We start from the raw sequence: 22481 nt of genomic DNA, 5'->3' as shown, positions 1-22481 counted from the left end.
TAAAATAGTAAAGTATTGTAAGGAGAGAGTATGAACGCTAGAAGATTTCAGTCCCCGCAAGAGGACTACCATTACGAGTATGATGATGTCAAACAAGAAGAAACCTCCCTCTACCAAGAGTATGCCCCTGAGGAAGAGTTAGGCCCTGATTTAAAAGAATTACTATTCTTTGTAAACATTGCTATTTTCTGTGTCCTAACAGCCCTCTTTAGTTTCTTCTTTTTATCCTTAAAATTCAACGCCTTCCTATCTTTTGGAGCGGCTATGAGTGTCAGTCTGGGTATTCTAAAAACCTATCAAATCATCCAAGAACGCTATAAAACTCAAGAAACAACAGAAGAAGATTTGTGATGTGAAGGTAATACTGTAAAATTGCTTGGCTTTTTGTGTATTCACTTACAGCAACATTGTCTACTAACATCAAACTAGAAAAACGGTTGAAGTCCCACGGCTCAACCGTTTTTCTGTATGCTACTACCTTCATGAACAGTGCCTCTGGAATTCCCTTTTGCAAGCCTCTCTTTGTTTGGTATTGTATATTGCAATCTATGAAAGCATTATACAGTTGACGATGAAAAATCTACCCTCTTTTTCTGATAGAAATTGGTTAAGAAACAATCAACAAAACTAATATTTCTACCGTTTTAATTGTCATGAAGCGTTTACAGAAAACTGACTAACCTTAAGGCAAAAGTCTGAACGTTAATAGATCATTTACTCTGTTTAGGTCCTTGCAAGCTCAGAGGCTGCACAAAAGTTCCTGCTCTATTATTTTTGTAGATTGAACAGTTTTACGCAGTAATTATCTGATTTGTAAAACGTTTATAAATCAACATTCTAGTAGCAGAGGCTCGTGAACAATTCTTTACTAGATCTTTTTCCAACCTTTCACAATTGAGAGTTGTGGAAACTAATCAACCTTGCGGGGCGGGAGTAAGAGTTTGGGACAAACCAGGATGAGTGCGAACCTAAAAATACAGGAGTGAGGAAAGAATATATGGTGACTTCGTCCCTAAACCCCTTATTAAAAATTAGTAACCGCCCAATAACGAGGTGTCTATGATATTTTCCACTCCTCCAGTATACTGTTATCAGAAAACAGAACTGGAGGCTATTTTGATGTCACAACCTATTGTTCCCTTGAAAACACCACAATCTCGTCGATTTCCTCATAAATCCAAAAGCAAGATGGCACTGAAAATGCGTATTGGAAAAGTTGAACTAAGCTTGTTCCAATCTCTTCATCAAGAAACACTGGAAACTATTTTAGAAAAGGTACTTGCTTATGAGCATCCGACTCAGTGATTTAGGACAAGTTTACTTGGTTTGTGGAAAAACCGATATGCGTCAAGGGATTGATTCATTGGCTTATCTCGTTAAACGTCAATTTGAATTAGATCCCTTTTCTGGTCAAGTCTTTCTCTTCTGTGGTGGACGAAAAGATCGGTTCAAAGCTCTTTATTGGGATGGACAAGGTTTTTGGCTACTCTACAAACGATTTGAAAACGGCAAACTCACTTGGCCTAATGATGAACATGAGGTCAAAGCCCTCACTTCCGAGCAAGTTGACTGGCTGATGAAGGGATTTTCGATAAGTCCTAAAATAAAATCTACAAAAAGTCGTGATTTCTATTGAAATCATGGCTTTCTTTTCGGTATAATAAAGAAAACTGGAGGGTGAGACTATGGAAGAGTTATTAGCCATTATTAAACAACAAGCAGCTGTTAACCAACAACTCACAAATGAACTTGCTCTCCTTCGTGAACAAGTAGCTTATCTGACACAAAAGCTCTATGGCAAGTCATCAGAGAAGGTTGTGCATCAAACTGGTCAGCTAAGTCTCTTTGAAGAAGAACCACTTCCTGAAGAAGACGCTGACTTACCCAGGTGACACAGAAACGATTACCTATCAACGTAAGAAAACCAAGGGAGTTCGTCAGGCTGTTTTCAGTCAGTTTACTCCGGAGATGGTTCATCATGAACTAAAAGGCGAAGACTGCACTTGTCCAGACTGTCATGGTCAGTTGAAAGAAATTGGTTCAACCGTCCAACGGCAAGAGTTGGTCTTCATTCCTGCACAATTGAAGCGAATTGACCATGTCCAACACGCTTACAAGTGTCAGGCGTGTAGCGAGAACAATCTTAGCGATAAAATTATCAAGGCTCCTGTTCCTAAGGCACCTCTGGCCCATAGCTTGGGGTCAGCCTCCATTATTGCCCACACCATTCATCAGAAGTTCAATCTGAAGGTCCCCAACTACCGCCAGGAAGAGGATTGGAACAAGCTTGTCTTGCCCATCACACGGAAGGAAATCGCCAACTGGCACATCAAGTCTAGTCAGTATTATTTCGAGCCGATTTATGACCTTCTGCACGAGAAATTACTAGAACAGCCTGTTCTCCATGCGGATGAGACTTCTTATAGGGTCTTGGAAAATGATAGCCAGTTGACCTTCTACTGGACCTTCTTGTCTGGGAAGCATGAGGAACAGGGAATCACTCTTTATCATCACGATAAAGGGCGGAGTGGTTTGGTTGTGAAGGAGTTTCTTGGAGATTACACAGGCTATGTACATTGTGATATGTGGTCGGCATATAGGCAGTTAGACAAAGCTCAGCTAGTTGGTTGTTGGGCTCATGTCAGAAGAAAGTTCTTCGAGGCGACGCCTAAAAAGGCAGACAGGACTTCCTTGGGTGCCAAGGGATTAGCCTATTGCGACCGTCTATTTGCCTTGGAGAATGACTGGGTTGACCTCTCTACTGAAGAGCGACTACATAAACGCCAGGCAGAGTTAGCCCCTTTGATGGATGAGTTTTTCGACTGGTGCCGCAATCAATCTATTTTACCTGGATCAAAACTTGGTCGTGCGATAGAGTATAGCCTTAAGTATGAAGAACTATTCAAGGCAGTTCTTCAAGATGGCCGCTTGGTTCTATCCAATAATGTAACAGAACGCGCCATTAAGTCCTTGGTCATGGGACGGAAAAATTGGTTGTTTTCCCAAAGTTTTGAGGGAGCTAAAGCAACTGCCATTATCCTGAGTTTACTGGAGACAGCTAAGAGGCATGGTCTTGATTCAGAGAAATACATCACTTATCTTCTGGAACATCTTCCAAACGAGGAGTCACTCGCAAAAAAGGAGGTTCTAGAGGCTTATTTACCGTGGACTGAACGAATTCAGAACAACTGCAAATAGAAAAGTTCCAGAGTCAAGCAAGACTTTGGAACTTTTTCAATATACCTCGTTATGGAGCGGTTACAAAAATTAACAGTAGCATCTCAAATAGAACTTGATTTTTTATCACAAAAAGGACTAAGCTGATAGCCCTTTTTATTCATAGAAACAGATGTAAAATCGTTGTGAGTGTATTTTTTGCAATATGAGCGAAAATAGATTTCTTAATATCTCCAGTTTGACTGTATAGCCATGAAAATAAAAACCCCGAGATTATATGTTGAAAAAAATGTGTATCCAAGGTATAGGTATGCAAAAAGGCAAATACAACCGTTGAAAAAAAGATAGCTATACTTTTTGAATAGTGATGAGACAGTTTTTCTTGGAAAATTCCTCTAAAAACAAGCTCTTCCAAGGCAGGAGATAATAGATTTAAAGTCATTAACGTCATCCAGCCATAGTTAGAAAAAATGTCATGCAATTTAACAGCATTCGAAAAGTTCTTTTCTCTGGGGAAAATATTGCTCAGTAGAATTTCTAAAACAATAGCAAGAAATACTAAAAATATGATTTTAAGGTAGGAAATCTTTTGATTTGGAGTAGATACTTGCTCATGTCGAGTCTGTAAAGCTTTTTTTCGCAGAGTATAGATTCCCCAGAAAATTAAGCTGAGACTAACTCCCCAATACAAGAGATGAAATAGTAAAGAAAATTTTGATGGTTCTAAGTCTCCCCAATCCATTTCTCCTAATACTGGTAATTGTATCAATAAGACTAGTCCCCATACTTGAAGTACATTCTTCACTATTTTCATATCTCTAGCTCCTTTTAAGTCATTTCCTCATCTTCTAATTCGATTTCAATGATAATGTCTTCCGTATCCTCTGGCTCCTCTGCCAATTCTTCTGTTTCTTCCTGCACTTCTTGAACAAAATCAGAATTCTTGGTTTCTTGCATTTTCTCTTTGATTTCCTCAAATTTTTCTTGAGAAAAATCAAGGACTTGTTTCGTTGTTTCTTTGACTGATTCTAAGATAGTTTCTCCTGTAATTTCTCCATTTTCAACCTTTTCTTTGGTTTCTGAGATGGTTTGAACTGCTTGCTGCGAAAAGTCATTCCAAGTATCAGCTGCCTGTGCTTTGAAGTCTTCTGGATTTTCTTTGACATCATTGACAAAGTCTGCTACTTTTGCAGTCACTTCTTTTCCTTTTTTGCTGGTCAAGAAAGCTGCCGCTGCTGCTCCTGAAATTGTTCCTAAAAGAATGGATGATAATTTGCCCATTTTTCTAACCTACTTTCTTAATGTTTCTTTTTAAAGACTTTAGAAGCCATGCGAAGTGCGGATAAGCCTGCACTCGCTTTGATACTATTTTTACCTGCTGATGACGCTTTTTGGCTCAAATGCCGAGCAGAAGTATTTAAATCCGAAACAGACTCAGACAGATCTGCAACAGCAGCAAAGAGGGGATCGATTGTCGCTACCTTGCCATTAATGTCATCGGCTAAGACATTCACTTTTGCCAACAATTCATTGGTTTGATACAAGGTGACATTAACATCACTGGTCAAGATTTGCACTGTTTTTTCAGCCTCATCTAAAACAGTGGTAATTTTTTTGACCAATAAAATGATATAAATAATCAAGGCCACCAGGGCAACTGCAACTAAACTATACGCAATTTCTAACATATTTTCTCCAATTCTTCTTAGTAATAAGGGGTATCTTTTTTGCGACGTTGGTGAAGGATTAGGATGATGCCTAGCATGATTAAAATGGCGGATAACCATTGAGACACACGTAAACCGGCAAACATCAGGCTATCTGTTCGCATTCCTTCAATCAGGAGCCGTCCAAATCCATACCAGATTAGGTAAAACGCTGTAATCTCTCCACGTTTTAGAAGCTGTGGTCGATGACGCACGGTCATTATCAAGACAAAACCAACAAGGTTCCATACAGATTCATATAAGAAAGTCGGCTGGCGATAGGCACCATCAATATACATCTGATTGCGGATAAAAGCTGGCAAATAGTCTAAATGTTTCACCACTGCACCATACGCTTCTTGATTGAAAAAATTTCCCCATCGACCTAAGCTCTGGGCAAGCAGTACACCTGGTGCTGCAATATCCAGAAAATCCAAGGGATTAATCCATTTTCTTTTGGAAAAGAGGTAAAGGACCAAGGCACCAGTCAATAGCCCGCCGTAAATCGCAATGCCCCCATTCCAAATCTCAACAATCTCCCCTAAATGCTGGCTATAATAGTCCCAGCTAAAGATGACATAGTAAAGTCGTGCTCCTACTAAAGCCAAGGGAAAGGCCAAAAGGATAAAGTCCACCACATCATCTGGAAGAATTTTTTTCCGTGATGCTTCTTTTTGGGCAAGAAAAACAGCTATCAACAGGCCTGTAATAATGCACAAGGCATACCAACGAATACTCAAAGGACCTAGCTGAATCGCGATAGGATCAATCATTTCTTCACCTCATTTTCACGAATGAGATTGGTCAAGCGTTCTTCAAAAGTCTTGGTCGCATCAAATCCCATTTCCTTGGCACGAAAGTTCATCGCTGCGGCTTCAATCACAACAGAGATATTACGCCCAGTTTTTACTGGAATACGAATGCGAGGAATGGAAACACCAGACACTTCAAATTCTTCTGCATTATTGCCCAAGCGATCAAAAGTCTTAGAAGTATCATAATTTTCCAAATAAACCGCCAACTGAACCTGAGAAGAATCCTTAACAGCACTCGCCCCATACAGGCTCATGACATCAATAATTCCGACCCCCCGTATTTCTAGCAAGTGTCTTAAAATTTCAGCTGGTTCTCCCCACAAGGTCGATTCATCCTTTGAGTAGATATCCACACGGTCATCAGCCACCAAACGGTGTCCTCGTTTCACAAGTTCTAGACCGGTCTCGCTCTTTCCAATACCGCTATCTCCCTGGATCAAAACCCCCATCCCATAGATATCCATCAAAACACCGTGGATACTGGTCCGTGGTGCCAAACGTGAATCCAAATAGGCTGAAATTTCTCCAGATAGGCGGCTAGTTGGCACATGACTGCGCATGATAGCTACTCGTTTTTCCTTAGCAGCCTGTAACATTTCCTCTGGAATTTCCAAATTTCTAGCTACAATCATGACCGGCGTATCCTCTTGAAACATCTTGGAGAGGACTTGGTAGCGATTGTGAGAAGTCATTTTGGTCAGATAAGACCACTCCTTCATTCCCATCAGCTGAATCCGCTCGGGTGAATAATAATCAAAATACCCCGTCATTTCTAGCCCCGGCCGTGCAATGTCCGATGTGACTACTTCTTTTTCCAACATGTCTGGGTCCCCATAAACTAAGTTTAAGCGAACTTTTTTCAATAAATCTTTGACTTTAACGCTCATCGTTTCCCCCTTTTCTTCTCCTTCTATTATAGCAAATTTTTTACTATTTCGGATATTAGGAGGTTTATTTTCAGTTTGAAAAGCAAAAAGGAGATTTCAAAGAAACATCTCTGAAATCTCACCTGCTTTTATTCTTCCAGCTCTGCTAATTTCTTCAAATAATAGCACATAGCCCAAATAGATAAGCCTGCTACAAGGAGAAAAACAAGTCCTGTCAGTACATAGCCCACATACTCTGGCAATTGATACAGGATAAATGCTGAAAAAATGGTTACCACTAAATAAATCATAAATCCAACCATTCCTAAAATCATTTTAAGGGTACTATTGCCACGATTGGAAAGTTCTGTGATATTGGACCAATTGGTCACCATGTGACGTTTATCGTGCTGATACCCCCACGCTCCCCAACCTAGAGATGTCACTACCCACGTAATCAGCATTAACAGAAGCACTGAGAAAGGCAGTCTCATCACAAAACCAAGGACGATGAGCAAGATCAAGGGAATGATTGATTGCAATAGCGTCAAATACCAAAACTTGAGGCGTATATAACGTTTCATGTCAAAAGGCAGAACTTTGAGATACTCATAATTTTCACGCTCTAGGGACAAGCCAATAGCTGTCAGATTAACACCCCCAACATTCATACTCGCGATGAAAACAGCAAGGAGAATAAAGGTTACACCATAGCGGAGAGATAAAATGGAAGTAAACATCTGCGAATGTAACACATTTCCACTTATCAGTGCAGGAAGAAAGAAAATGTAAGGAGTGACACTTGGCATCAAGACGGCCTGAATAAAGACGGAACCGTCGCTAATCAAGTTGAGCTGATAACGCCAGACAAAGCTTGGAAAATCCTTGATTCCATTGAGAGCCAAAGCTTTACTTTTCTTGACCTTATTCACAGTCGTAGTTGTTTGGAGGGCTGATTCGTAGAACTCTGGTAAGACCTTCTTATAAATCACCAGTCCCAAAAAGGCTGTAACAGCAAGCCAGGCTCCCATTCCTAAAAGCGATTTTGGAGCAAACGGATCCACCCCAAAATCATGGAAGGGCTTCATAAAGGGAAAATAAGAAGATACATCCCAAATTTCTCCATTTTCACTAACCTTTGTACCAACTGAATTGACAAAGATAATCGCTCCAAATCCAATCAAACTCGCCAATGTAATCAAGAGATTAGACAAGATTTGCTTGTGCTGGCGAAAGACATTCGTCTTTGTGACAAAATGCACGCCAACCAAGAGAAGGGCAGTTAAATTGCTGAAAATCAAGATAGTTGTCAAAAGAAAAATGATACAAGCCAACCAAATAGGATGTCCAACCTGAAATTGAAGGCCGATAACATAAGCCAAAATCGGGAAAATACCGATTAAGCAAGGAAGAAGGACAGATACTCCTTTACCAGCCATAATCTCTGCTTCACTAAAAGCGTAGGGACGATAAGACTGTAAGTCTTTGCTCTCATAAAAAACATTGTAAAAGGATAAAAATCCTTGAGAAAAGACATACAGATAAAACATCCCCAGCAAATTGGTAAAAAGCCCCTCTTGTTTGACCAAGGGAAAGACAGCTGCTTGCATTCCAAAGATAAAGAGATAAAGAATTCCGACAAGTAGGTAGGTCACAATCAATTTTTTTGCCGGATTGATGGGTTTGGTCGGATTCTTGGCTTGTTTCTTTCGATATTGATTAAGATTATTCGCTGATGTAGCATAAAGAATGTTCATTCTCGTTAGAGTTTTAATGGCTTTCAGACGCATCTTCGCTCACCTCTTCTCTTCGACCAGCCAAATCTAAATAGACACTTTCAAGCGTTTTTTCTGGATGTTGCCCCTTTAATTCTTCAAGGGTTCCAAAAAAGATCAATTCTCCTTTTTTCAGGATGGCTAAGCGATCGCACAATTGCTCAGCGACTTCCAAGACATGGGTTGAAAAGAGGACGGAATTTCCCTTGTCTGCATGCTCTCGCATCATCTGCTTGAGATCAAAGGCAGCCTGCGGATCGAGCCCTGTCAAAGGCTCATCCAACACCCAAATATCGGGATCTGACAAGAGAGCCCCGATGACAAACACCTTTTGCCGCATTCCATGAGAGAAGGACTCGATGACCTCATACCGGTGGCTCGCAAAGTCAAACGTAGCAAGAAGACTCTCCAAGCGTCCTTTCACCGTCACCTCTTCCATATCATAGGCTGTTGCCACCATCTCCCAAAATTCATTGGCTGTCAAACGCAAGAAAAGATCAGGAGAATCCGCTACATAGCCTATCTTCTTTTTAATAGCCAAACGGTTTTCTGCCAGTTCTTGTCCATCAACGAAAATCTGTCCTCTCGTCGGATTCAAAACACTGACCAACGACTTAATCGTCGTGGACTTTCCAGCCCCATTGTGGCCAATCAAGCCGACAATCTCCCCACTATTGATGGTTAGATTGAGCTGATTAAGGGCAATCTTTGTATCGTAAACCTTGGTCACATCTCTAAATTCAATCATCTGAATTCTCCTTTTCTATCTCACCTGTGGCATCTCTCATCTCTCTAATGAAGACAGACCTGTGCCCATTTTGACCAGAACAGCAACATAGTCACTTAGCTTTCTTGGCTAAGATTTCTATGTGATTTTTTATTTTACAGTTATTATACCAAATTTTTCTATGAAAATACAAAAAAAGTTCAAACTTTTTGAACTTTTTTATCGGTAATATTTACAGGCTTTGGAAACACACAAACCACTTCAGACAATCCATGCCAAGGAGAGCATGTGGCAAGTCAGACTTTTCCAAAATTTAGAATTCAGCCCTCTCTTATCAACTACTTCAATCCAAGGCCTTGATTTCCAAAATCATATCGCGGATTTGGGCGGCAAGTTCGAAGTCAAGCAATTCTGCTGCTTCTTGCATTTGTCCTTCTAGTTTCTTTATCATCTCACGGCGTTCTTGCTTATTGAGACTTTCAATATCCACGGTTTCTTCCTTATCAGGCAGAACGCTTTTCGTTACGCTGATTAAATCACGGATTTCCTTCTTGATTGTCTGTGGAATAATGCCATGTTTTTCATTGTACTCCATTTGAATCTGGCGACGGCGAGCCGTTTCATCCATGGCTCTCTGCATGGAGTCTGTGATCTTATCCGCATACATGATGACATGCCCCTCGCTATTTCGGGCCGCACGTCCAATGGTCTGGATCAATCCACGCTCATTGCGTAAAAATCCTTCCTTATCTGCATCCAAAATCGCAACCAGACTAACCTCTGGTACATCAATTCCTTCCCGCAATAAGTTGATTCCGATGAGGACATCAAAAACTCCCAAACGCAGGTCACGAATAATCTCCGTTCGTTCAAGGGTCTTAATATCACTGTGCATGTACTTGACCTTGACCCCCATTTCTTTGAGATAGTCGGTCAAGTCTTCAGCCATTTTCTTGGTCAAAGTGGTGATAAAGGTACGCTCCCCTTTTTCGGCTCGGATCGTAATTTCCTCTAATAAATCATCCATTTGTCCCATGGTTGGACGAACTTCCACTTCTGGATCAAGAAGCCCTGTTGGACGAATGATTTGCTCGACAATGGTATCTGTCTGTTCATTTTCGTAATCTCCTGGTGTCGCAGACACGTAGACAATCTGATGAACATGACTTTCAAATTCCTCACGGCGAAGCGGACGATTGTCAAGGGCACTCGGTAAGCGAAAACCATAATTAACTAGCATTTCCTTACGAGAACGGTCACCATTATACATGCCTTTTATCTGCCCCATAGTCATGTGGCTCTCATCAATCATAATCAGAAAATCATCTGGGAAGAAATCAAGTAGGGTATAAGGCGGCTCACCTTCACTACGGCCATCCATGTGCCGAGAATAGTTTTCCACGCCATTGGTGTAGCCCATTTCTCGGAGCATTTCAATATCGTACTCTGTTCTCTGCTTGAGGCGTTGCGCTTCAAGGAGTTTTCCTTCTTTTTCAAAGAGTTCAAGTTGTTCTGCCAGCTCTGCTTGGATTTTAGCGATGGCTGTTTCCATATAATCATCACTGGTCACAAAGTGAGTGGCTGGGAAAATGGCTAAATGGTCTACTTCTCCCAAGACCTGACCTGTCAGAGCTTCGATTTCACGAATCCGGTCGATTTCATCTCCGAAAAATTCCACTCGAAAAGCATGCTCATCTCGACTGGCTGGGAAAACTTCAACAACATCACCTCGAACACGAAAACGACCACGTTGAAAGTCAATATCATTGCGTTCAAACTGAATATCCACTAGGTCATTGAGCAATTTATCCCGTGAAATTTCAAGTCCAGGCCGTAAACTAACCACGCTGTCTGCGTATTCCTTGGGCGATCCCAAACCATAGATACAGGATACGGAAGCAACTACAATCACATCATTACGCTCTAGGAGGGCAGAGGTTGCAGAATGGCGGAGTTTATCAATCTCATCGTTGACCGAGCTATCCTTTTCAATATAGGTATCGCTTGAAGGGACATAGGCTTCTGGCTGATAATAATCATAGTAGGATACAAAGTATTCCACTGCATTTTCAGGGAAAAATTCCTTGAACTCACCATACAACTGCCCTGCCAAGGTCTTGTTGTGGGCAATGACTAGGGTTGGTTTATTGACCCGAGCAATAACTTGGCTCATGGTGTAGGTTTTACCAGTCCCTGTTGCCCCTAATAAAATCTGCGCCTTTTCTCCACCTTCAATATTGTCCACTAAGGTTTCAATCGCTTGCGGCTGGTCCCCAGACGGTTGATACTTGGATACTAACTTAAACTGATTATTGGTACTTCTATCAATCATATTCTACCTCTTTCTTCTATTTTATCACAAGTTTTCCTCAGCGTCATTTTTTATCACTAAATCATTATGTCATATCTTCTAACATGACAGATGTTAAAATTTGCCAAATACACAAAATTTTGCTATAATCGTTAACATCTATTAGAGAAGGAGACAACCATGAAGAAAAAAATACTAGCATTTTTGCTATTTTTATTCCCAATATGGACTATGGGGAGTATAAATGCTGACACGATTAAAATCGTTTCGGACACCGCTTATGCCCCATTTGAATTTAAAGATTCCGATCAAATTTATAAAGGAATTGACGTTGATATCATCAACAAAGTTGCTGAGCTAAAAAGATGGACCATCGACATGACCTTCCCAGGCTTCGATGCTGCTGTCAATGCTGTTCAAGCAGGACAGGCTGACGCTATCATGGCAGGGATGACCAAGACCAAAGAACGTGAAAAAGTCTTCACCATGTCAGACACCTACTATGATACCAAGGTTGTCATTGCAACAACCAAGGCAAACACCATTAGTACCTACGAACAACTCCGTGGAAAAACAGTTGGTGTCAAAAATGGAACTGCTTCCCAACGTTTTCTAGAAAAAATCAAGGATCAGTACGGCTTTACCATCAAGACCTTTGATACAGGTGATTTGATGTATAACAGTCTATCAGCTGGAGCTATTGACGCTGTTATGGACGATAAACCAGTCATCGAATATGCCATCAACAAAGGGCAAGACCTAAAGATTGACATGGATGGCGAAGCCGTAGGTAGCTTTGCTTTTGGCGTGAAAAAAGGAAGTAAATATGAGTACTTGGTGAGCGAGTTCAACGAGGCCCTTGCACAAATGAAAAAAGATGGTAGCCTCGAGCAAATCATCAGCAAATGGACCTCATCTAGCACTGAAGCAGCAAACCTTACTCCAGAGACCACCACTCCAGCTGGTCAAAAGGCAACGCCTGTCAAGGCTAAATACACCATTGTCAGCGATTCTTCCTTCGCACCTTTCGTCTTCCAAAACGATAACAACCAATACATAGGGATTGATATGGACTTGATCAAGGCTATTGCCAAGGATCAAGGATTTACAATTGAGACGAGCAATCCTGGCTTTGACGCCGCCCTAAACGCCATCCAGTCTGGACAAGCAGACGGGATGATTGCAGGAATGTCTGTGACCGATGCTCGAAAAGAAACCTTTGACTTTTCAGAACCTTACTATACTTCAAATGCTATCTTAGCTGTAAAAGACAATAGCAAGATTGCTTCTTATGAAGATTTGAAGGGGAAAACCGTTGGTGTCAAAAATGGAACTGCTTCCCAAACCTTCCTCACGGAAAATCAAGAAAAATATGGCTATAAAATCAAGACCTTTGCTGAAGCCTCTGCCATGTATGACAGCCTAAACGCTGGTTCAGTCGTTGCAGTTATGGATGATGAACCGGTCGTCAAATATTCGATTAGCCAAGGGCAAGCTCTCAAAACTCCAATCGCTGGTACTCCTATTGGAGATATGGCTTTCGCAGTCAAAAAAGGAAGCAATCCCGAACTCATCGAAATGTTCAACAACGGACTTGCCAACCTTAAAGCAAGTGGAAAATACCAAGAAATCCTCGATAAATACCTCGCCAAAGATGCTGTTTCTGAAACAGAAACCGTAGATGAGACAACTATTCTAGGATTGCTTAAAAACAACTACAAACAACTCTTGAGCGGACTTGGAGTTACCTTAGCCCTAGCTCTCGTATCCTTTGCCATTGCCATCGTTATCGGTATTATCTTTGGAATGTTCAGCGTGAGTCCTATCAAAGCACTCCGTGTTCTTTCTGAGATCTTTGTCGATGTAATCCGAGGCATTCCACTCATGATTCTTGCAGCCTTCATCTTCTGGGGAATTCCAAACCTCATCGAATCCATGACTGGCCAACAAAGTCCTATCAATGACTTTGTCGCAGGAACCATTGCCCTCTCACTCAATGCCGGTGCCTATATTGCTGAAATCGTCCGCGGAGGAATTCAAGCCGTACCAGCCGGACAAATGGAAGCGAGCCGAAGTCTGGGTATTTCTTATACAAAGACCATGAGAAAGATTATCCTACCACAAGCAACCAAGATTATGTTGCCAAACTTTGTCAACCAATTCGTCATTGCTTTGAAGGATACAACGATTGTCTCTGCGATTGGTCTGGTAGAACTCTTCCAAACAGGGAAGATTATCATCGCACGAAACTACCAAAGTTTCAAAATGTATGCGATTCTTGCAGTCTTCTACCTAATCATTATCACGCTCTTGACTAGACTTGCAAAACGCTTAGAAAAGAGGATTAAATAATGGCAAAATTAAAAATTGATGTCAATGATTTGCACAAGTATTATGGGGAAAACGAAGTCTTAAAAGGCATTACAACAAAATTCTACGAAGGCGATGTGGTCTGCATCATCGGACCATCTGGTTCTGGAAAATCCACATTTTTACGAAGCCTCAATCTCCTTGAAAATGTCACAAGTGGACATATCACGGTCAACGGCTATGATTTGACAGAAAAATCAACCAATGTCGATGTCGTCCGTGAAGATATTGGAATGGTCTTTCAGCACTTCAATCTCTTTCCTCACATGACTGTTTTAGAAAATATCACCTTTGCACCGGTCGAGCATAAACGCTACAACCAAGCAGAGGCCGATAAGATTGGAATGGAGTTGCTCGAAAAAGTCGGACTAGCAGACAAGGCCAATGCTATGCCAGATAGCCTTTCAGGCGGGCAAAAACAACGGGTGGCCATTGCACGAGGACTTGCCATGAATCCCGACATTATGCTCTTTGATGAGCCGACATCTGCTCTTGATCCTGAAATGGTCGGCGATGTTCTCAATGTCATGAAGGAACTAGCTCAGCAGGGAATGACCATGATTATCGTCACCCACGAGATGGGCTTTGCCCGTCAGGTTGCCAACCGTGTTATCTTTACAGCAGACGGTGAATTCCTTGAAGACGGAACTCCTGATCAAATCTTTGATAACCCTCAACACCCACGTCTAAAAGATTTCTTAGACAAGGTCTTAAATGTTTAATACGCTATAACAATCAAAATCTATCACCCTCAACAGTTTGCTTGACTGTTGAAACAAGGGGAAGTAACAACGTCAGATTTTGGTTTTTGATGAGTATACCATACAAAAAATCCGTTTGGAACTTATTCCAGACGGATTTTTTCTAAGCAAGAATTGAAACTTATACGCATGTAAGTTCAAAAATAGCTTTCTTATCTATAATTATTTATTTGTTCTATAAAATCGAGCAAGCTAAGTGAGGTAAATAAGATACATTTCCAGTAAATAAGATGAATAAGCATAGAACACAGGTAGTTTACATCCAAACCATCTAAGAAAGTAGAAAGATGTTAATTTTGATTTTCATTGAGTATCACTAGTACTTGACATAAGTTAGGTTGAATTCTTCATTTTCTAGGCTCATTCTCAGCAATACGAGCAGCTTTACAAGCTCCATACTTCCTGAAAGAGGGCATCTAGGTCAATCATACAAAATTGTCTTGGTTTCTGCGATACAGCCTCGTTCTTCATCCCAGTAGTGAATACGCTCAAAAGACCCCGCTCGCCAATACAGTGGCAGGCGTTCTCTAATATCATCCTGCATTTCTAAGCTAGGAAGTTCTTCTATTGCCCACCATTTGGGCACCCCTTCCCGAGACTCGGTCAAGATTTCTCCTTCAAACCCTTCACACAGAAAATCATAGTACACATACCGCTCTGCTTTTTTAGGATTGGTAAAACCAGAAATGCCCTTGAGTTGCAAATTTAGAGCTGTTAATCCTGTTTTTTCCTTTAATTCTCTCTTAGCTGCTTCAAAAAAAGATTCTGGAAACTCAACTTTACCACCAGGCTGAATCCATCCCTTAAACTCATCATGTTGGCGATTAAGCAAAAGCACTCGATGGCCTTTTTTTACACAAATATTCACATAATTTAAAATTCTTTCCACCATGTTAGCCTCTTTTTTGAATGTATCTGCTGACAGGATAGTCTGCCGCCTCTAGCAAGCCTGACTTCCCTTGTAGCATTTGTGCTAATTCATAGCCAATCAAAGGTCCCGTGGTGAGACCTGAAGAACCTAAGCCACTGGCAACATACACCTTCTTCTCCTCAGGAAGAGAGCCATAAAAAGGAGAAAAATCGCTCGTATAGGCTCGAATGCCGACACGTTCAGACACCGAACTCGCCTCCTTCAGACCTGCATAATATCCCAGAGCTTCATGCTCCAAAGTCTCTAAAACCACTCTATCAGGTGTAAGGTCAAACCCTCGGTCATTTTCATGACTAGCACCGACACTCACCTTTCCACCAGCAAAAGGAATCATGTCTAGCTCCCCTTCTGGCATCAGGACTGGATAGGCACCTGTCTCGATTGGCAGTTGGTAATCCCGTAATTGACCTTTTTGCGGCCGCACATCAACGTCATACCCTAAGGGTGCGAGTATCTCACTCAGCCAAGCACCTGCTGCTACAACAACACTATCAAACAGCTGACCAGCTATTTGATAGCCGTCTGACAGCACTTCTAGGTTCACCTTTTCATGAACTCTTTTGACCCCACTTGCCACCAAGAGACTTTCAGTCAGCTGACTTCCTTCCACACGCGCTCCGCCACTCGCATATAACAAGGCTTCAAACCCTTGTAAGCCTGGAAAGACTCTCTCTACTTCTTCTTTTTGCAAGATTTTCAACTCTCCAATCAAAGGAGATTCTGCCCGTCTCGTCTTTCCCAACTCATATAAATCAGCTAACTTCTCCTCTTGTTTCTTGAGAAGATAAACTCCTGATTGTTGGTAAAAATCAGCAGAGAAGCCATCATTTTCCAAATCAGCTACTAATTTTTGATAAAAATCAGCTCCTAAACGAGCCATCTTATACCAGACTTTGTTGCGCCGCTTTGAAAACCAAGGACAGATAATGCCTGCCGCTGCCTTGGTCGCCTGACCAAGCCCCTCATCAAAAACGGTAATATCATAAGCATTTTCTTTAGCGAGATAGTAGGCAGTTGTTGAACCGACAATCCCAGCTCCGATAATCGCAATTTTCTTCATAGCTACTCCTAAAGATATGAGAAAGGATTGGTACTAGCTTGACTAGCCACAATTTCTACATCCCACTCTTCCTCTTGCTTCCATTCTTCAAAGAAAGCGGTTAATTTTTCAATAAATAGAACTTCAATATAATGACCCGGGTCAAGGGCCAATAAGCCTTCTGAGAGCATATCTTGGGCTGTATGGTAGTAGATATCCCCAGTGATGTAGACATCCGCTTGCTTAACCACCGCATCTCGGAAAAAAGAATCGCCACTACCACCGCAAATTGCCACACGCTCAATGATGCTCTCTGCTTGGTTTTCATAGGCAATCATCCGCAGGCTATCCAAGCCAAAGATCTGCTTCACCTTGGTTGCAAATGCTTCAAATGTCTGAGGCTGCACGCACCCAATCCTGCCAATTCCCTCATTTGGTGCAGTTTCATGAAGGACACCTTCCACCTCGATTTCTAGCAAATCACAAAACCAATCATTCAGTCCACCCTTGAGTACATCAATATTGGTATGACTGACATAGACGGCGATATCATGCTTGATTAACTCACTATACATTTGATTTTGTGGCGTATCTACACACAGGTTTTTGATGGGGCGAAAAATCGGAGCATGTTTGACAATAATCAAATCCACTTCCTTTTCGATTGCTTCTTGCACCGTCTGTTCTCGGACATCCAAGGCAATCATAATTTTTTTAATGTCTTTACGAAGAGTACCGATTTGAAGCCCCACGCTATCGCCTTCTAACGATAACTCCTTAGGACAAAACGCTTCGTAACGTTTGATAACTTCACTTGCTAACATCTAAAACCTCCTTGATTTCTTGGATTTTTTGGGTCAATACCTGCCGCTCTAGCTCATGCGTTGCTGGTATTCTCGCTAAGGCTTGACTGAGTTTTTCTTGCTCTTTCTGCCATTTTTGTTGGAAAATTGCCGATTTCTCCTTTAATAGATAGGGCCCAAAGCATACTTCTTGACTGGATAAGGTTTGACTTCCTTTTTCAGCCACCATTATTTCATACACCTTCCCCGCTTCTTCTAGGATTTCTTCTGCTATAAGGACCCAACCATGTTCATGTAACCAACTCCGTAGGCGATCCTCATGATTATTGGGCTGTAAAATCAGGCGTTTCAGAGTGGATAATTTCTCTTCATCCGCTGCTAGAATTTCTGAAATTAAGCGTCCCCCCATACCTGCCACCACCAAGGTATCCATCTGATCCAGCACCTCAAAAGCAGCCAAACCATTAGCTAGACGAACCTCAATCTTATCCTGTAGGGAGTGCTCCGCTACATTCTGGCAGGCAGACTGGTAAGGACCTGCCACGACCTCCCCTGCAATGGCAGCCTTGATTTGTCCTTTTTGGACAAGAGCGATAGGGAGATAGGCATGATCACTTCCTATATCGACCAGTCTAGCCCCTTGGGGAACAAAACTTCCAACAGTTGCTAAGCGTTTTGAAATTTGTTTTCTTTGCATGTTTTTCTCATTTCTAATCTAATCTCCTCTAGTATAGCATGTTTAGACATAGAAAAAAAGAGGAGACAGTCTCTCTCCTCTCACAATTGATTATTTCGCCGCAGCATACAACTCATCTACTTTATTCCAGTTAATGACAGAAAAGAATGCTTTGATGTAGTCAGGACGAACATTGCGGTATTTCACATAGTAAGCATGTTCCCACACGTCCAAGCCCAAGATTGGTGTTTTTCCTTCTGAGATTGGTGTGTCTTGATTTGCAGTTGAAGTCACTTCCAATTTTCCTTCTTGGTTCAAGACTAGCCATGCCCAACCAGAGCCAAAGCGAGTCGTTGCAGCTTGGGTGAAAGCTGCTTGGAATTCTTCAAAAGAACCAAAGGTAGCCGCAATATCTGCCGCAAGTTCAGCAGAAGGTTCTGTCGTTGCTGGTGTCATCAATTCCCAGAAAAGAGCATGGTTCAAATGACCACCACCATTATTAATCACAGCTTGACGGATGTCTGCTGGAATAGACTCCACATCAGCCAAAAGCTTTTCAAGATCCTCACCGATTTCAGGGTGTTTCTCAAGTGCAGCATTCACATTTGCCACATAGGTCGCATGGTGTTTGTCATGGTGCAAATGCATCGTTTCTGCATCAATGTAAGGCTCCAAAGCATCGTAAGCATATGGAAGATCTGGTAAAATAATTGCCATTATTCGTCTCCTTTTCGATTCGTTCTATGAAAATGATAACGCAATCACCTAAAATTTTCAAGAAATTTGTCTATAAATTATTCTGGGAAATTTTTAGCAAGGCCAAATCAAATAAATAATCTTTCTCATATATTCCTGATTTAATCTGATAATCTGTCTCAATCAAGCATGTAACGGACGCTTCCAAGAAAGCTAGCGATAGGCGGCGACTATCTCTTAAGGCATATTTAACCTGAAAAGGATTGACTTTTCTCCCCAAATAATGAGACAAGTCTGCCACAATCTGCTGCTCTCCTCTTCCACCTTCTGCCAGTAATTGAACCTGTAAAAAAGTCCGAAATTGCCCCAACATAATGGCAATCAACTTGATTTCGTCTTCTCCTTGTAGCCGTAAATCCTGTACCAAGCTCCTTGCTGCATCTATTTTACTATTCAAAATCAATTGAGTTAGGTCAAAAATATTATCTTGCAAGGTCTTTGGAACTGCCTCAACAATATCCTCAGAAGAAATAATCCCTGTCTTTTTATAGCCTTCTAAAAATGCCAAATTTTTAGTCATTTCGCTAAATTGAAAACCAGATTTCACCAGCAATTCTTCAAAGACTTGGGGGGCAAATTGCAAGCCTTTCTCATGGCTAACATGGGTAAAGTAACGACGAATTTCCTCATCTTTAGGTTGACTAGCCTCTAGTATTCGACCGTCTCGTTTGAGCAATTTCACCAAGCGACGCTTACTATCGAGCTTGCCTTCTGCAAAAATAATCAATCGCGTGGTTTCAACCGGCTGCTCAATGTAGCTTTCAAAGGCCTTTAACTCATCGTCGGAGAGGGAGCGTTTTTTTATCGTCGTAATATCCACAAAATGATCCAAAATCACTAGTTTTTCTTCTTCAAAAAACGGCAAACTAATCAAATCATTTTCAACTTCAGCATAGGGAGCCTCTTTCATGTCAAAATAGGAGATATTTAAATCCGAGCGATCATAGCCAATCTTCTCAAGAAAAAGACGCTTTAACTCTTCAAACTGACCAACATCGTCCCCAGTTAAGACCGTCAGAAAAGGCAACTCACTTCGCTTCATCTGACTAATCGATTCAATCGCTAACATCTGCTCTTTCCTTATTTGCCAATCAATTCTGTACCAAAGCTGTCTTGCTTGATTTTCTTAGCCTTCATCAAGCCACCCAAGGCTTTTTTAAACTGCCCTTTTGAAATTCCAAAAACAGCCTTGATATCCTCAGGATCTGACTTGTCATTTAAAGTCATAAACCCACCATTGCTCTCCAGATAAGTCAGAATCATTTGAGCATCATTTTCTAGCATTTCAAATGAGCGTGGTTTGATAGATAAATTCAGGGTTCTATCAATTTCTCGAAATCCAATGACGCGGGCATCTAACACTTGCCCTAGACGAGGCTCTGTATAACGCTCACTTGGGTGAATAAAACCAAGCATATTGTTTTCTGGTAGATAAACAAAAGTGCCTGAGAGTTTCAGTCGATAAACAATCGCTGGCCAATTTTGATTATGCATATTGTCATAGGCTGGTTTTGCTAGACGCTGAAAATCCATTTGATCTGCTAAAATACCCCAAATGCGATCCTTACTATCCACTTCATAGCGGATGTAGAGTTTGTCACCCTTCTTGGGCCACAATTCCTTTAATTCTGGCAAAATATCAAGGGAAACAACCACCTGCTTATCTGGTAGGCCAGTATCCACAAAAACCCCTAAATCCTTGCGGACATCCGTCACTTCACCCCAACCAAAAGTCGTTTGTGTCGCGGTTACTTCACGCGTTGTCAGGCGTAATTTTTGCTTATAATCTGTATAGGTAAAACCCTTAACACTTTCTCCAAGGGCATGCTCGCCTTCTGATTTATCCAAAGCATAGGTCGCCCCGTCTTTTTGGACAAAGTAAAATTGAGCATTTTCATCAATAATCATTCCTGTGATGATAGTCGCTAGATTTGTATTCATAGTTCTCTTTCTATTATTCACTCTTAGTTCTCAAGGACACTGAGAAGTGATACTTTTTCTTTCTTGTAACGAAAAGGGCAGGAAAACCTCCCTACCCCATGACACTAGACTTCCAATAATTCTTTTTCCTTATGTGCAGTCATTTCATCGATGTGTTTGACAGCATCATCTGTAACTTTTTGAATATCTTTTTCAAGTCCCTTCAATTCGTCTTCTGTAATTTCCTTAGCCTTTTCCTGTTTTTTCGCTTCATCCATGGCATCTCGACGAATGTTGCGAATCGCAACCTTGGCATTTTCACCGACTTTTTTCACTTCTTTGGCTAATTCCTTACGTGTTTCCTCGGTCAAGGCTGGAATGACCAAACGGATTACATTTCCATCACTAGCTGGCGTAATTCCCAAATCAGACGCGTTAATCGCACGCTCAATATCTTTGACAGAAGACTTGTCAAACGGTGTTACCAAAAGCACACGCGCTTCTGGAATCGTAATAGACGCAATTTGGTTCAAAGGTGTATCCACCCCATAGTACTCCACGCTGATTCGATCCAACAAACTTGCATTCGCACGACCTGCACGAATACCTCCAAATTCACGTGCTAAACTTTGATGAGAATGTGCCATTCTCTCTTTTGCTTTTTCTACAATTGCATTTGCCATTTTATTTCTCCTTATACGTTATCATTCATTTGACCTGGGACTAAAATTTCCCAGGTAATCCCAAAACCATCCATGACCTGTCCCCATTCATCTCCCCAATCTTGTGGAGCTAAAGGAACGAGCACTTTCCCAGCTGTGGCTAGCTGTTCAAATATTCTTTCTGCTTCTTCGTGAGTTTCTACTTTCACGACCAAACTAATGGAGGAAAGAACTGTTGAAATCTCATCCTCTACATCACTAGCTGAAATCAGTACACCACCTACATCCAGACAAGCATTGATGAGACGATTGGTAGTCGGATCTATCAATACCGGTCCGACAAATTCTGTCTGAAAGACTTGACGATAGAACTCCATAGCCTTTAAGGCCGTTCCTCTAAACCGAAGATAGACATCTAATTTCATGTCTTCCCCTTGTTACAGCTTGTTGGAAACCGTTGTTCCAATCTGCTCTCCAAAGACGACGCGTCTGATATTTCCTGGCTCATTCATATTAAAGACAACAAGGTCAATATCGTTATCCATCGATAAAGTAGAAGCCGTCGAGTCCATAATGCGTAGCCCCTTGTTCAAAACGTCACGGTGGGTCAATTCATCAAACTTCACAGCTGTCTTGTCCTTCTTTGGATCCGCATTATAAACGCCATCTACGCCATTTTTAGCCATAAGAATCGCTTCTGCTTCAATCTCAGCCGCCCGAAGAGCTGCTGTTGTATCTGTTGAAAAGTAAGGAGAGCCCGTCCCAGCCCCAAAAATTACAATGCGACCTTTTTCCAAATGACGAAGGGCACGTCCTCTAATAAAAGGCTCTGCCACTTGTTGCATGGAAATAGCTGTCTGCACGCGTGTATCAACCCCTACTTGTTTAAGAGAATCCGCCATCACAAGAGCATTCATCACCGTTCCAAGCATACCTGTGTAGTCCGCCTGTACTCGGTCCATTCCAGCTTCTGCAGCTGGCTCTCCACGCCAAAGATTTCCACCACCAATCACTAGCGCAATTTCAATCCCTAGACTATGCACTTCTTTTATCTCTTCCGCCATTTTCTGAACAGTCGTAATGTCGATACCGACACCACGCTCACCTGCCAAAGCTTCACCAGATAGTTTAATCAAAATACGTTTATATTTAGGATTTCCCATTTCTACTCTCCTTATTTTATCTT

At 41.5% G+C, this 22481-nt stretch carries 25 protein-coding genes; 7 read left to right on the top strand and 18 right to left on the bottom strand.

What is annotated here, in order from left to right; genetic code table 11:
* Window positions 1–30: 30 nt before the first annotated feature.
* The 5 genes from BFM96_RS06840 to BFM96_RS06820 all read left to right on the top strand — a co-directional run bounded on the left by BFM96_RS06840 (window position 31) and on the right by BFM96_RS06820 (window position 3198).
* Window positions 31–351 (top strand): DUF3270 family protein, encoded by a 321-nt coding sequence (locus BFM96_RS06840; RefSeq protein ID WP_068992059.1) that lies wholly within the window; start codon window positions 31–33, stop codon window positions 349–351.
* 768 nt (window positions 352–1119) lie between these two features.
* A complete protein-coding gene (locus tag BFM96_RS06835; protein WP_068992055.1) occupies window positions 1120–1305 on the top strand; it encodes a hypothetical protein in 186 nt (61 codons plus the stop codon).
* A complete protein-coding gene (gene tnpB / locus BFM96_RS06830; RefSeq protein ID WP_068988960.1) occupies window positions 1286–1636 on the top strand; it encodes an IS66 family insertion sequence element accessory protein TnpB in 351 nt (116 codons plus the stop codon). Before BFM96_RS06835 ends, tnpB begins: the two co-directional genes overlap by 20 nt.
* Window positions 1637–1685: 49 nt before the next feature.
* Window positions 1686–1892 carry an IS66 family transposase gene (locus tag BFM96_RS06825; protein WP_068992051.1) on the top strand — a complete coding sequence of 69 codons (207 nt, stop codon included), beginning with the start codon at window positions 1686–1688 and terminating at the stop codon, window positions 1890–1892.
* Window positions 1846–3198: an IS66-like element short variant transposase gene (locus tag BFM96_RS06820; RefSeq protein ID WP_068992048.1), complete on the top strand. Its 1353-nt coding sequence runs from the start codon at window positions 1846–1848 to the stop codon at window positions 3196–3198. Before BFM96_RS06825 ends, BFM96_RS06820 begins: the two co-directional genes overlap by 47 nt.
* A gap of 139 nt (window positions 3199–3337) precedes the next feature.
* Here BFM96_RS06820 and BFM96_RS06815 read toward each other — a convergent pair whose 3' ends face one another.
* The 8 genes from BFM96_RS06815 to uvrB all read right to left on the bottom strand — a co-directional run bounded on the left by BFM96_RS06815 (window position 3338) and on the right by uvrB (window position 11398).
* On the bottom strand, window positions 3338–3991 hold the full coding sequence (locus BFM96_RS06815) for a CPBP family intramembrane glutamic endopeptidase (protein WP_068992047.1): 654 nt from the start codon (window positions 3989–3991) through the stop codon (window positions 3338–3340).
* 14 nt (window positions 3992–4005) lie between these two features.
* The gene (locus BFM96_RS06810; protein ID WP_068992046.1) at window positions 4006–4458 is read right to left on the bottom strand and encodes a YtxH domain-containing protein; all 453 of its coding nucleotides are present in this window, start codon (window positions 4456–4458) and stop codon (window positions 4006–4008) included.
* Window positions 4459–4475: 17 nt separating this feature from the next.
* Window positions 4476–4865, bottom strand: a complete 390-nt coding sequence (locus BFM96_RS06805) for a DUF948 domain-containing protein (protein WP_068992044.1) — start codon at window positions 4863–4865, stop codon at window positions 4476–4478.
* Between the two features lie 17 nt (window positions 4866–4882).
* Window positions 4883–5656 carry a prolipoprotein diacylglyceryl transferase gene (gene lgt / locus BFM96_RS06800; RefSeq protein WP_068992037.1) on the bottom strand — a complete coding sequence of 258 codons (774 nt, stop codon included), beginning with the start codon at window positions 5654–5656 and terminating at the stop codon, window positions 4883–4885.
* The gene (gene hprK, locus BFM96_RS06795) at window positions 5653–6585 is read right to left on the bottom strand and encodes an HPr(Ser) kinase/phosphatase (protein WP_068992035.1); all 933 of its coding nucleotides are present in this window, start codon (window positions 6583–6585) and stop codon (window positions 5653–5655) included. Before hprK ends, lgt begins: the two co-directional genes overlap by 4 nt.
* 128 nt (window positions 6586–6713) lie before the next feature.
* Complete coding sequence (locus BFM96_RS06790; RefSeq protein ID WP_068992033.1) at window positions 6714–8354, bottom strand: hypothetical protein; 1641 nt, start codon at window positions 8352–8354, stop codon at window positions 6714–6716.
* On the bottom strand, window positions 8335–9087 hold the full coding sequence (locus BFM96_RS06785; RefSeq protein WP_068992028.1) for an ABC transporter ATP-binding protein: 753 nt from the start codon (window positions 9085–9087) through the stop codon (window positions 8335–8337). The genes BFM96_RS06790 and BFM96_RS06785 overlap by 20 nt, the downstream gene beginning before the upstream one ends.
* Before the next feature lie 322 nt (window positions 9088–9409).
* The gene (uvrB, locus tag BFM96_RS06780; protein WP_068992026.1) at window positions 9410–11398 is read right to left on the bottom strand and encodes an excinuclease ABC subunit UvrB; all 1989 of its coding nucleotides are present in this window, start codon (window positions 11396–11398) and stop codon (window positions 9410–9412) included.
* Window positions 11399–11557: 159 nt separating this feature from the next.
* Here uvrB and BFM96_RS06775 point away from each other — a divergent pair, with 159 nt between their 5' ends.
* Window positions 11558–13729: an ABC transporter substrate-binding protein/permease gene (locus BFM96_RS06775; protein ID WP_068992023.1), complete on the top strand. Its 2172-nt coding sequence runs from the start codon at window positions 11558–11560 to the stop codon at window positions 13727–13729.
* On the top strand, window positions 13729–14469 hold the full coding sequence (locus BFM96_RS06770) for an amino acid ABC transporter ATP-binding protein (protein ID WP_068992020.1): 741 nt from the start codon (window positions 13729–13731) through the stop codon (window positions 14467–14469). Before BFM96_RS06775 ends, BFM96_RS06770 begins: the two co-directional genes overlap by 1 nt.
* A 460-nt stretch (window positions 14470–14929) precedes the next feature.
* Here the strand turns inward: BFM96_RS06770 and BFM96_RS06765 are convergent, their stop codons facing one another.
* The 10 genes from BFM96_RS06765 to pyrH form a co-directional block, all read right to left on the bottom strand.
* Window positions 14930–15400, bottom strand: coding sequence for an 8-oxo-dGTP diphosphatase (locus BFM96_RS06765; protein ID WP_068992015.1), 471 nt, complete (start codon window positions 15398–15400; stop codon window positions 14930–14932).
* 1 nt (window position 15401) lies between these two features.
* Window positions 15402–16499 carry an NAD(P)/FAD-dependent oxidoreductase gene (locus BFM96_RS06760; RefSeq protein WP_068992012.1) on the bottom strand — a complete coding sequence of 366 codons (1098 nt, stop codon included), beginning with the start codon at window positions 16497–16499 and terminating at the stop codon, window positions 15402–15404.
* 8 nt (window positions 16500–16507) lie between these two features.
* Entirely contained in the window at window positions 16508–17302 is a 795-nt protein-coding gene (locus tag BFM96_RS06755) for a Nif3-like dinuclear metal center hexameric protein (protein ID WP_068992009.1), read from the bottom strand.
* Entirely contained in the window at window positions 17289–17978 is a 690-nt protein-coding gene (locus BFM96_RS06750) for a tRNA (adenine(22)-N(1))-methyltransferase (RefSeq protein ID WP_068992007.1), read from the bottom strand. Before BFM96_RS06750 ends, BFM96_RS06755 begins: the two co-directional genes overlap by 14 nt.
* A 90-nt stretch (window positions 17979–18068) precedes the next feature.
* On the bottom strand, window positions 18069–18674 hold the full coding sequence (sodA, locus tag BFM96_RS06745; RefSeq protein ID WP_068992000.1) for a superoxide dismutase SodA: 606 nt from the start codon (window positions 18672–18674) through the stop codon (window positions 18069–18071).
* Between the two features lie 70 nt (window positions 18675–18744).
* The gene (holA, locus tag BFM96_RS06740) at window positions 18745–19782 is read right to left on the bottom strand and encodes a DNA polymerase III subunit delta (RefSeq protein WP_068991998.1); all 1038 of its coding nucleotides are present in this window, start codon (window positions 19780–19782) and stop codon (window positions 18745–18747) included.
* A gap of 11 nt (window positions 19783–19793) precedes the next feature.
* Window positions 19794–20654, bottom strand: coding sequence for an RNA-binding virulence regulatory protein CvfB (gene cvfB / locus BFM96_RS06735; protein WP_068991990.1), 861 nt, complete (start codon window positions 20652–20654; stop codon window positions 19794–19796).
* A 104-nt stretch (window positions 20655–20758) separates the two neighbouring features.
* Window positions 20759–21316, bottom strand: coding sequence for a ribosome recycling factor (gene frr, locus BFM96_RS06730; protein ID WP_068991986.1), 558 nt, complete (start codon window positions 21314–21316; stop codon window positions 20759–20761).
* 11 nt (window positions 21317–21327) lie between these two features.
* Window positions 21328–21720 carry a VOC family protein gene (locus BFM96_RS06725; RefSeq protein ID WP_068991984.1) on the bottom strand — a complete coding sequence of 131 codons (393 nt, stop codon included), beginning with the start codon at window positions 21718–21720 and terminating at the stop codon, window positions 21328–21330.
* 12 nt (window positions 21721–21732) lie between these two features.
* Window positions 21733–22458, bottom strand: a complete 726-nt coding sequence (gene pyrH / locus BFM96_RS06720; RefSeq protein ID WP_068991981.1) for a UMP kinase — start codon at window positions 22456–22458, stop codon at window positions 21733–21735.
* Window positions 22459–22481 lie beyond the last annotated feature (23 nt).

The organism is Streptococcus himalayensis (assembly GCF_001708305.1).
Taxonomy (GTDB): Bacteria; Bacillota; Bacilli; order Lactobacillales; family Streptococcaceae; genus Streptococcus; species Streptococcus himalayensis.
Note: the sequence above shows the minus strand (reverse complement) of the source record. Positions and strands in the feature narration are given on the sequence as shown.